At 39.3% G+C, this 10181-nt stretch carries 11 protein-coding genes; 3 read left to right on the forward strand and 8 right to left on the reverse strand.

Annotated features, from left to right (window positions below):
* Positions 1-177 precede the first annotated feature (177 nt).
* The 3 genes from wrbA to HC179_RS06915 form a co-directional block, all read right to left on the reverse strand.
* Positions 178-792, reverse strand: coding sequence for an NAD(P)H:quinone oxidoreductase (gene wrbA / locus HC179_RS06905; protein WP_168863670.1), 615 nt, complete (start codon positions 790-792; stop codon positions 178-180).
* 421 nt (positions 793-1213) lie between these two features.
* The gene (locus tag HC179_RS06910) at positions 1214-1360 is read right to left on the reverse strand and encodes a hypothetical protein (RefSeq protein WP_168863671.1); all 147 of its coding nucleotides are present in this window, start codon (positions 1358-1360) and stop codon (positions 1214-1216) included.
* Between the two features lie 16 nt (positions 1361-1376).
* Positions 1377-2675 carry a helix-turn-helix domain-containing protein gene (locus HC179_RS06915; RefSeq protein ID WP_168863672.1) on the reverse strand — a complete coding sequence of 433 codons (1299 nt, stop codon included), beginning with the start codon at positions 2673-2675 and terminating at the stop codon, positions 1377-1379.
* Positions 2676-2973: 298 nt separating this feature from the next.
* On the opposite strand from HC179_RS06915, the gene HC179_RS06920 reads away from it, so the two are divergent.
* Positions 2974-3492: a MerR family transcriptional regulator gene (locus tag HC179_RS06920; RefSeq protein ID WP_168863673.1), complete on the forward strand. Its 519-nt coding sequence runs from the start codon at positions 2974-2976 to the stop codon at positions 3490-3492.
* Positions 3493-3518: 26 nt separating this feature from the next.
* Here the strand turns inward: HC179_RS06920 and HC179_RS06925 are convergent, their stop codons facing one another.
* Positions 3519-3797, reverse strand: coding sequence for a hypothetical protein (locus HC179_RS06925; protein WP_168863674.1), 279 nt, complete (start codon positions 3795-3797; stop codon positions 3519-3521).
* Between the two features lie 114 nt (positions 3798-3911).
* Between HC179_RS06925 and HC179_RS06930 the strand changes: the two genes are divergently transcribed.
* Positions 3912-5189 carry a histidine kinase dimerization/phospho-acceptor domain-containing protein gene (locus tag HC179_RS06930; protein ID WP_168863675.1) on the forward strand — a complete coding sequence of 426 codons (1278 nt, stop codon included), beginning with the start codon at positions 3912-3914 and terminating at the stop codon, positions 5187-5189.
* Positions 5190-5340: 151 nt separating this feature from the next.
* Here HC179_RS06930 and crcB read toward each other — a convergent pair whose 3' ends face one another.
* The 3 genes from crcB to HC179_RS06945 all read right to left on the reverse strand — a co-directional run bounded on the left by crcB (position 5341) and on the right by HC179_RS06945 (position 7293).
* Complete coding sequence (gene crcB / locus HC179_RS06935; RefSeq protein WP_481747958.1) at positions 5341-5724, reverse strand: fluoride efflux transporter CrcB; 384 nt, start codon at positions 5722-5724, stop codon at positions 5341-5343.
* Positions 5721-6101, reverse strand: coding sequence for a fluoride efflux transporter FluC (locus HC179_RS06940; RefSeq protein ID WP_168863676.1), 381 nt, complete (start codon positions 6099-6101; stop codon positions 5721-5723). Before HC179_RS06940 ends, crcB begins: the two co-directional genes overlap by 4 nt.
* Positions 6102-6228: 127 nt before the next feature.
* Positions 6229-7293 carry an SDR family oxidoreductase gene (locus HC179_RS06945; protein ID WP_168863677.1) on the reverse strand — a complete coding sequence of 355 codons (1065 nt, stop codon included), beginning with the start codon at positions 7291-7293 and terminating at the stop codon, positions 6229-6231.
* A gap of 169 nt (positions 7294-7462) precedes the next feature.
* On the opposite strand from HC179_RS06945, the gene msrA reads away from it, so the two are divergent.
* A complete protein-coding gene (gene msrA / locus HC179_RS06950) occupies positions 7463-8590 on the forward strand; it encodes a peptide-methionine (S)-S-oxide reductase MsrA (RefSeq protein ID WP_168863678.1) in 1128 nt (375 codons plus the stop codon).
* A gap of 39 nt (positions 8591-8629) precedes the next feature.
* On the opposite strand, the gene proC is transcribed toward msrA, so the two are convergent.
* Positions 8630-9442, reverse strand: coding sequence for a pyrroline-5-carboxylate reductase (gene proC / locus HC179_RS06955; protein ID WP_168863680.1), 813 nt, complete (start codon positions 9440-9442; stop codon positions 8630-8632).
* Positions 9443-10181 lie beyond the last annotated feature (739 nt).

Below are 10181 nucleotides of genomic sequence, written 5' to 3' on the forward strand. Positions count from 1 at the left end.
AGCTACCGCTATCTCCCTCAGGAGTCTTCGCCTTTTGCTCCAATCAACAGCTGGTGCAACCCAAAAAATAAATGTATCTTTTAAACGAAAAAAGACCCGAACTAATTTAAGATTTTAAATTAGTTCGGGTTTTATTTAGACTAAAACACTTTTGTCCCAGCCTCTTATTGTTTGGTTCTATTGCATCCCGTTCTTGATGGCACTTGCAACCTGAAGGGTTCGTTTTGTCTGATGTTTGACTGCTACAGCGACATCCTCTTTCCAGTTACCCTCTTGATCGGCTGTCACACTTGTTCCATAAGGATTTCCGCCAGCTTTAAAAATAGAGTTGTCTGTATAACCTGGGGCGGCGATAATAACTCCCCAATGATACATAGTGGTATAAAGGTTTAAGATGGTTTGTTCTTGGCCTCCGTGAGGATTGCTTGCAGATGTCATGGCACTTGCAACTTTATTTGCGAGTTTCCCTTCAGCCCAAAGTCCTCCTGTTGTATCAAGGAATTGCTTCATTTGTGCAGGAATTGTTCCATATCTGGTTGGGACACTGAATATATAGGCATCTGCCCATGTAAGGTCATCTAAACTTACTTCCGGTACATCCTTTGTTTCCTCCAAATGCTGCTTCCAAGCTGGATTCGAGTCAATTGCCTGTTGGGGGGCAAGCTCTGGTACCTTTACCAACTTTACCTCTGCACCGCTTGCCATTGCTTCCTCTTCTGCCTTTTTTGCCAGCTTGTAGTTCGTACCTGTTGAACTGTAATAGATAATGGCCAATTTTACATTCGTCGTCATTGTCAAACACTCCTTTTACTCGTTTTGAAAGGCTTCTTCATGTTTGCAGTTCTAGAATACTATTACCTTCTAACTTATCTTGTACCCAAATATCTCGAATCAAAACTATCGAATATGTTTTTTATAAAAAGGCTCTGTTAAAGCAAATTGTTGATTTTTGCAACAACCTAGCTGTTGATTGGAGCAATAGGCGAAGACTCCTCGAAAATGCTACGCATTTTCTTCGTGCGATGCTTCGCTGTCGAAGCCTTCCTTGTCCTGAGGGAAATAGAGTTTAGGGGAGACCCCGCAGGCGCTTTTCCGAGGAAGCTCCCCAAACGCCCCTAGGAAAGCGAAGCCTAGTGCGGAAATCAACAGCGGTGTTTAACAGAGCCTATAAAAAAAAGACCCAACTCTATTGAGTAAGGTCAATTAATTAAAATCATCCCTCCGGAATAGGGTCCGGATGCTGATCCTTTGTAGCTAATAAAACTTCCTGCCTTGGATCTATACCTGCCTCCTGAAATACTGTGGCACCCCCGAATAGTAAGAAAAACGCCAACCCCAACAGAACCAATCGTTTTTTCATATGACCCATCTCCTTCTTATAGAAAAATTTGTTTCTTTAGTTCCTTATATCCTAGAGAATAGTAATAACTTGCTTTTTTATATTTATAACTGGCTTCAAAATATTGAGCCAGACGTTCAGCATAAATAATTAGCGGCTCCTTAAGATCCTTCTCTTGAAAATATGGCAAGGCTTGTTCCAAAAATATCTGATCGAATTTCACATAATCCCCTTCAAGAATGCATTCATGGATGGAAAAGTAATAATGATATTCAATGGCATCTTCTGAATCCGATAAAAGGTCCTGGCCAAGTGTGAGCCATTTTCTGCACTCTGTGTAATCACGGAGTTTATCATATTCAAGTAATATACAATAGATAGAAGTTAGCTTACTTAGTGGTCTATCTTGTTGTTTTAGAAAATAGCTTTTTTCATATTCATTGATTGCTTCTACATGCTGGCCTTGAATGGAGTATAGCTTTCCAAGATTATGATAGATGAGGGATTGAAGGTACATATCATTAAGGGACTCTGACAGTTTCTGAGCAAGAAGGTAACTTTTTTCCGAGCGGTCGTATTCTCCAATTCTACGATAGCAGATGCCTAATAACACTTGGCACTCTGCACTTCTTTTAAAATCATAGATAGCTTGGAATTCTTGGAGTGCTTTAGTGGTGTAGGTGATGCTCAGTGGTTCCTTCATCGTTTGACTATATGTAAGACCGAAGAGATAGTAGAGGTCGGCCTCTTCTGATTTTTCAAGATTGGAATTCCTTTGCAATAATTGCTCGGCTACCTTTAAGTGTTCAAGTGCCTGAACAAAATTGTTCAATCTATATTCGTAAATAGAATGGAATTTTTGAAAATAGTAATGCATGTGAATATCAAAGATATCAAGAAATTGTTGTAACTTCTCGATAAGCGCCCTAGATTGTTCCATGTTTTTAAGGTAAAGATGATATCGCAACTCGAACAATACAAAATACATATATGTCTTTGTGTTAACGGATTGAATTTTTTTAACCAGGCCCTCATACCTGCGCTTTATTTCCTGACTTTCACTTGTAGTCATTAACTTGTACCATGACATAAGTTCTTGAAGAATCGTATCGTCCTGCTGTTCAATAAGACTTACTTCAAGACGCTCACATAACAGCCTCAACACTTCTTCACTAGGAGAGGTTAGGTTATTTTCTATTTTTGATAGGTAAGATACGGAAATAATTCCTCTTGCAAGATCGTCTTGTTTTAACCCTTTTTGAATGCGAAAAAATTTAATCTTACTCCCTATATCCATTTTAGTTGACTTAACTGTTGGTTGTTCTAGATTTATCATATGGATCATTCCTTCGCTTTGTTTTCTATTTTAAATATTCAGATTACTATAAGTAAACCACTTCGTCAAAGCGCCTGAACCCTGTCTTCCTATTATAAAAGGATATCCATCTTTTCGTAACCTCTTTTTATAGTTATCTAGGCATATTTCTATAGGAAATTTTTCCTTTATTTGCAGACAAAAGATAAATCATTGCAAGATTTCAACTATTTTTGCCGAACAATCACTACTTTTGTCTACCATGGAGGAAGTTGCTTTTGAATGGAGAAATACCATTTAGTAAAGGGAGGGAGTTTGAATGGAATTAAAGACACATGAAGTGGCAAAAGAATTAGGTATGGCACCAAGAACAGTTCGTAAGTGGGTCCAAAAATACGATATCCCTTGTCGCAAAAATGATTATGGCCATTATGTTTATGATGAAGAAGCACTGGCGCGTCTTGAAACACTTAAATCAACCTCTGAGGTAGCAGGTGCATTGGACGTCGACTTTGACACAGATAGCAAAGAAGTACATTTTGAAACCATGAATGTTGGAAGTAAAAAAAGCAAAGCAATTGATCATCAGCTGGTAACTTTGACTGAGAGAGTGAGCAGAACAGAGCAAATGATTCAGCAAAAGGCTGATGAAGTAGTATCCTATCAACTGCTACAACAGAGAAAAGAGATAGAAGAACTCACAAAGAAAGTGGACAGACTAGAGAGTATGTTAGATCAATTGCAAGCCCCCGCAAAAAAAATGGAACCCCCACTTATCTTTGACCAACCTCCACAACAAAAGCGCCGCAATGTATTTCGTTCCATATTTGGATTATAGAAGAAGCTGCCATGATACTTGAATGGTCAGCTTTCTTTTTTTATTTCATCTAAAGCAATCGTAAATTCTTTAATGAGCAATAATTGTTCAGATGCGTTTATTTTCGACTCGATTATTCTTTTAACCGCTAAATAATATTTCTCTATCGGTTGCCTTCTCGTTCTTGGGTGTGTCAATTCATCCTTTAGTTCCCTTCTAATCGCTTGTTTAACTAGTTCCTTTTCATCACAACCATCTATGCTCTCCAAGGAGCGGTTATTCCATAGGAGCCTATATAATTCTAGTAAATCACTTTTTTCCTTCATAATATTTCCTCCTCATTTCTACATTTTTCTTCAATTGTATAGAATTTTCTTTCAATTTATGGTACTTTGTTAATGAATAAAAGTACATATAGCATCCGGGTAAGGGGTCTCGACATGAACTTTTTGAAAGATATTTTATTGCAACTGTTTTTTTTGTTTGTTCCTCTTCTTTTATACTATTCATTGGTACATAAGCGTTTTAGAAAGCCTTCAGAATTTAGAAGGCAACTTGCAGTCTTTTTTTATTGTACCATTTCAGCCCTTCTGTGTTCGGCATTTCCTATAGTTGTCGCAAGTGACACCACTTTTTACTTAAGTGGTATTCCAGTTATCATGTCTATATTATATGGTGGGTATCTAGCTGGAATATTGACGGTCATTGCTTTATTTATCTATCCCTTAATTTTTCCATCTCCCATTAACTACTTACATGCTTATTTTCTAATCCCTTTTCTATCTGTTTTGCCATTATTGGTTCAGGCGAAGTGGAGGGTGTACTCAAACTCTTTCAAATACTTACTGATTTCAACCATCGCAGGAATTGGAGCTGTATTACATGGCATTACTTTCGTTATTTTAGACAAAGAATGGATGAGTATCGTAAGCACAGATATCGTATTTATTGGCTCTACTTTGCTTTTATTTTTCATCGTTGAGTATTTTTGTGGATTAGAGCAATTACAGAATCGATATAAGAAAATGAAAAAGCTCTACCATATCAACACCATTGCTGACGAAGTATCCAAAGAGTTTCAACAACCATTAACCATGGTGAAAGGATTTATTCAATTGCTTGGGGCAGAACACAATAGGGCCAATAAGGAATATGTCCCCATCATTTTGACAGAGCTGAACCGTGCCGAAAAAATAATTGATTCCTATATTAAACTCGCTAAGACAGAAACATTCTCTTCAAGGCCACTTTCGTCGAAGGAACTGCTTGATCTTGTGGCATCAGACATCCAAATATATGCGAACAGTCACAACATAGATTTTCAAATTAATAGCGAGCGAAATTTAAGGTTAAATGGAAACCTAAATCTACTTGCAGAATCTTTCTCAACCATCATTAGGTTTTGTATCCATTCAAATGAAGGTGTGACGAAACGACTTCAGCTTAACCACTATCTTCAACACACAGAAGTAATATTTGAGTTAGTCATGAAAGACGGTAACGCTGAAAAAGACCCGATAAAAACATTGCTCCAATTACAAGATTTACGTCCAAATGAAGCAGATACCAATCTCTATTCTGCCTATACGATCTTGCTGGCTCATGGTGGAGATCTTCAATATCGAAATCAGTGGATCAGAAAGTCCATAATTCTAACGCTACCTGCCCAAGTAAAAAAAAGTGATCTCGTCACCAGAAACGTTATTCGTACTAACTAAGAATATTAAAAGATTTATAGCTGTGGATTGGAGCAAAAGGCGAAGACTCATGAGGGAGTTAGCGCTAGGTGGAGACCCCGAAGGCAAAGCGAGGAGGTTCCACCAGTGCCCCTAGGAAGCGAAGCCATTTGCGGAGATCAACAGCGGTGTTTCATAAGACTTTAATTAAATAACCAAATAGAAATCCTATAATAGAACCCAAAATGCTTAAGCTTAGATAAATAAGGGCATATTGATACTTTTTATCCATGACTAACTGTACAGCTTCCACACTAAATGTGGAAAAAGTAGTAAATGCACCAAAGAAACCAAAACCAAGAAGAACAAACAAAGCGTCGTTATAAAAATCCTTTGAATCTAGATACCCATTTAGCAAGCCTAATCCAAAAGAACCTAAGATATTTACAATGAGCATTGCTATTGGGATACGCGGAGTAGGAAACTTTTTCATAAGAGCCAATCCAAGCAAATATCTGCACAAGGCCCCAGCCCCTCCTCCAACGGCAAGTAAAAAATTCAATCCCATTTGACTCATATTAACCTCCTAGCAGAATGTCCTAGTAGAAGACCAAGGAAAGCAAATAAAAGCCCGCCTGCAATGGACGAGAACAAATAAACAGTAGTAGTCAGAATGGTAGAATGTGCCTCAAGTAAGAATACATCTGCAGCTAAAGTAGACATCGTCGTAAAACCCCCACACAATCCAGTACCAAACCCAACTTTCAAATATTCTTTTACTTTTCTTTGGATAATCCATCCTGTAAAGGTACCCAGAAAGAAGCTTCCCACGAAATTCACAAGAAGTGTCCCTACTGGAAAAGCAAGGTCAGCAGTACCTAAAGTAACCCCATACCTTAACAGGGTACCGATTGCCCCTCCTAAAAAAACTGCCAGTATATTTTTCATCGTCATACTATCACCTGCTTCTTGCGCCCTCATATAAGGAGAAAATTGTATGTAGGTTATTTATTTATTTATTATAAACAAAAAAAGAGTGAAAACCTATGCAACGGCCTTCACTCTTTCCTTCAAACTTATTTTAAATTTCCACTTTTTCCTTTTCTGGTTCAAAATAAGCACGGATAATAATTTCCAATATTTCCTTTGTCATGTTCAAATGAGAAACAGGACTATCTTTTAGTAGTTTTTGAGTGTTTTGATCCGAAAATGAAATACTGCGATCAAGATAAGGACCAAATACATCTATCATACTATTCAACTGTAATTCCACCGATGTTAAAGAAAAATTTGTATCTTTCTCATAAATCCCCAGTGAATGGAACTGCAGGTGTTCTTTTATCGTCTCAAGTATTTCCCTATTGGTTGGCGGCGTGGGATTGGTAATATTGTAGATGGTGTTCTTCTCCGCTTTTTGAGCTGCAATCGTTAAAATATCGGCCACATAATCAACGGGAACAAGATTGGAAGTACCATCTTTGGAACCGATCAGGTGGACTTTTTCCTCGTAATTTTTGCGCTCAAGTTTTCGTTTGAAAATCTCGAGACCTCTCATAAATCCGTAAAGAGTAAAGTTTGAGTCCGCTTCACCAGTCTTAGAATCTCCGACGATGATGGCAGGCCTAAAGATGGAAACGTCCATTACGCCTTGATATCTCATTACTTCATGTTCAGCAAGGGCCTTGCTCTCCTCGTAAGGATTATTGAAGTTCTGTTGTAAGTTATAAAGTTCTTCCTTACCTGCATTAGATACTCCCACCGTGTAAGCGGTGCTAACGTGAATAAATCTTTTCACCCCAATTGTGGTAGCAACTTCTAAAGCATGTTTCGTTCCTTGGTAATTCATTTCCATAAGTGTATCTCGTAAATGATGATCGAATTTCACTAATGCTGCAAGATGGTAGAAAATATCGATTTTGTTCGTAATTGCAGCAAATTGATCAGCTGATAAACCAAATTCCGGCTTAACAATATCCCCTTTTAGGATGGTAACCCGCTCTTGCAAAGAATCAGGCAAGTTTTCTTTCAATGCCGTTGCTTTTTTCATGTTTCTAGCTAATATATATACCGTGTGCTCTCCTTCCAAGAGGTTGCGAATCAGCCTTCCCCCTAAAAATCCAGTAGCACCAGTTAAGAATATGTTCATTGAAGTCCTCCATTGTTGAAGATGATTTTTCAATCAAATCTATTACAATAGTAATATAGATTGTACACGAAATCAAAACATGGAAAATTTTGAAGAAGCATATCATTAGTAGAGGTCTGTGAAACGCTTACGTTATAATGGAAATAACGACATTAAAAAGGAGTCTGTGATGAGTAAAAAATTCTGGGGTCTACTTCTTGTAATTGCTTGCCTTGCCGCCTACTTCTTTTTACCCAAAATGTATGCAACTGTAACACAAAAATCTGTGGGGAGTTTGCCTTTTGAGCTTGAGGAAAGTGAAAACATTGCCTATGCCACATTTGCAGGTGGCTGCTTCTGGTGTATGGAACCCCCATTCGAAAAACTTCCTGGTGTATACGACGTGGTTTCAGGTTATACCGGCGGAAATGTGGAAAATCCTTCCTACAACGAAGTAACAACGGGAGAGACAGGTCATGTGGAGGCTGTAATTGTTTCCTATAACCCTAATGTTATAAATTATGATACTTTGTTAGATGTTTTCTGGAGACAAGTCGATCCCACTGATGACAAGGGTCAATTCGTCGATAAAGGGACACCTTATCGTTCTGAAATCTTCTATCATAGCGAAGAGCAGCAGCAACTCGCTGAGAAATCAAAAGAAGAGATAATCGCCTCTGGGCGGTTTGATCAATCGATCGTGACGAAGATCAGGGCCGCAGAAACCTTTTATATTGCAGAAGACTATCATCAAGATTATTATCTCAAAAACCCTGTCCGCTATGACTTTTACCGAGACAACTCAGGCCGTGACGAGTTTCTTGATAAAGTGTGGGGAGAGGACCGTAATGTCACTCCGGAAATAGAGGATGATGGCATAACCCTTCTCCATTTATCTAAAGATGAATTACGTTCCGTTTTAACTGCTGAACAATATTACGTCACACAGGAGGATGGAACAGAAGAACCATTCAATAATGAATATTGGGACTTTAAAGGAGAAGGCATTTATGTAGATTTAATTTCAGGGGAGGCATTGTTCAGTTCTACCGATAAATATGATTCTGGCACAGGTTGGCCAAGTTTTACCAAGCCGTTAGTTGAAGAAAATATAGTGGAGCTTGAAGACCGCAGTCTTTTCTCTGTAAGAACCGAAATCCGCAGTAAACTCGGAAACGCTCACTTGGGTCATGTTTTTGATGACGGCCCCGAGCCAACAGGTTTAAGATATTGCATGAACTCTGCTGCGCTCCGATTTGTACCGAAAGAACAACTTGAAGCAGAAGGGTACGGGGAGTTTCTGGAGTTGTTTGAATAAGCAAGCAACCCACTCTACCTTGTGGTGAGTGGGTTGCTTTTATTTAGTATCTTTCAGTTTTTTTGACTTTTCCGTACAAGCTTCCATTGCAGAGACTACCGCAGACCGGAAGCCTTTCTTCTCCAAAGTTGTGACAGCCTCAATCGTAGCTCCACCCGGGGTACACACATTGTCCTTTAGCTCTCCAGGGTGCTTGCCTGTTTCAAGAACCATCTTCGCGGCACCAAGGACGGCCTGGGCTGCCATTGTATAAGCTTGGCTTCGTGCAATTCCCTGCTGGACCGCCCCATCCGCCAACGCTTCAATAAACATATACACATAGGCCGGCGAGGATCCGCTTACAGCAGGAACAGCATCCATCAGCTTTTCAGGTAATACCTCTGCTTTACCAAAGCTTTCAAAAAGACTGATGACGTTTTGGAGTTCATTATCATTTACTGACTCATTTGCACAAATCGCACTCATGCCTTCGCCTACTAAGGAAGGGGTATTCGGCATTACACGTACCGCTTTAATAGTTTTCCCAAAAGCTGACTCAAGAAAATCCAATGAGATACCAGCCGCAATAGTAATGACGACAGTGTCACTTTTGATTACGTCTGAAATTTCTTCTATTACCATTTTGTGCAGATCTGGTTTCACAGCCAATATTAGCATATCAGCTATTGCAGCTACTTCTCTGTTTTGAATCGTTGTTTCAACAGCGTACTTATCTGCCATCTTATTTATCGTTTCTCTTGTTTTGGCACTGGCGAAAATTTGATTGGCAGGAACAAGCTCTGACTTTATGAGTCCCCCAATAATGGCCTCAGCCATCTTTCCACTACCGATAAACCCGATTTTTCTATTCAACATTATGTATCACTTCCTACATGTTCTGCTTTGAATTATATAAAAGTCATAAGAAGAAAGCTACCCATATTCATGGATAGCATTAGATTCTGTTTCAAACACTTTGATTCTGTTTGCCACGGAATCACCTGTATGACTACCGGTAAATATCAAAACTACTGAACATTGTCCTCATTGCGGCCCTATGACTCCCTGGCAACACCAAAATTCCTGAACATTGTCCTCATTGCGACCCTATGACTACCGGGCAATACCAAAACTCCTGAACATTGTCCTCATTGCGACCCTATGACTCCCGGGCAACATCAAAATTCCTGAACATTGTCCTCATACGCTGCCTATGACTACCGGGCAATACCAAAACTCCTGAACATTGTCCTCATACGTTGCCTATGACTCCCGGGCAACACCGATACCCCTAAACATTGTCCTCATTTAAACCCTATGACTCCAGGGCAACACCAATACTCCTGAACATTGTCCTCATTGAAACCCTATGACTACCGGGCAACACCAAAACCACTGAACATTGTCCTCATTCACTCCCTATGACTACCGGGCAACACCAAAACCACTGAACATTGTCCTCATTGACACCCTATGACTCCCTGGCAACACCAATACAACTGAACATTGTCCTCATTTAACTCCTATGACTCCCTGGCAACACCAATACCCCTAAACATTGTCCTCATTGAACTCCTATGACTCTCTGGCAACACCAATCCCCCTGAACATT

Origin of the sequence: Bacillus sp. RO1 (assembly GCF_012524115.1) — a bacterium.
Taxonomy (GTDB): Bacteria; Bacillota; Bacilli; order Bacillales; family Bacillaceae_I; genus Sutcliffiella_A.

What these genes read in the sequence shown, in the direction of transcription:
- HC179_RS06945 (WP_168863677.1), bottom strand. Translation starts at nt 7,293, where the DNA reads ATGAACATATTCTTAACTGGTGCTACTGGATTTTTAGGGGGAAGGCTG.
- HC179_RS06915 (WP_168863672.1), bottom strand. Translation starts at nt 2,675, where the DNA reads ATGATAAATCTAGAACAACCAACAGTTAAGTCAACTAAAATGGATATA.
- HC179_RS06910 (WP_168863671.1), bottom strand. Translation starts at nt 1,360, where the DNA reads ATGAAAAAACGATTGGTTCTGTTGGGGTTGGCGTTTTTCTTACTATTC.
- HC179_RS06925 (WP_168863674.1), bottom strand. Translation starts at nt 3,797, where the DNA reads ATGAAGGAAAAAAGTGATTTACTAGAATTATATAGGCTCCTATGGAAT.
- crcB (WP_481747958.1), bottom strand. Translation starts at nt 5,724, where the DNA reads ATGAGTCAAATGGGATTGAATTTTTTACTTGCCGTTGGAGGAGGGGCT.
- HC179_RS06920 (WP_168863673.1), top strand. Translation starts at nt 2,974, where the DNA reads ATGGAATTAAAGACACATGAAGTGGCAAAAGAATTAGGTATGGCACCA.
- msrA (WP_168863678.1), top strand. Translation starts at nt 7,463, where the DNA reads ATGAGTAAAAAATTCTGGGGTCTACTTCTTGTAATTGCTTGCCTTGCC.
- HC179_RS06940 (WP_168863676.1), bottom strand. Translation starts at nt 6,101, where the DNA reads ATGACGATGAAAAATATACTGGCAGTTTTTTTAGGAGGGGCAATCGGT.
- HC179_RS06930 (WP_168863675.1), top strand. Translation starts at nt 3,912, where the DNA reads ATGAACTTTTTGAAAGATATTTTATTGCAACTGTTTTTTTTGTTTGTT.
- wrbA (WP_168863670.1), bottom strand. Translation starts at nt 792, where the DNA reads ATGACGACGAATGTAAAATTGGCCATTATCTATTACAGTTCAACAGGT.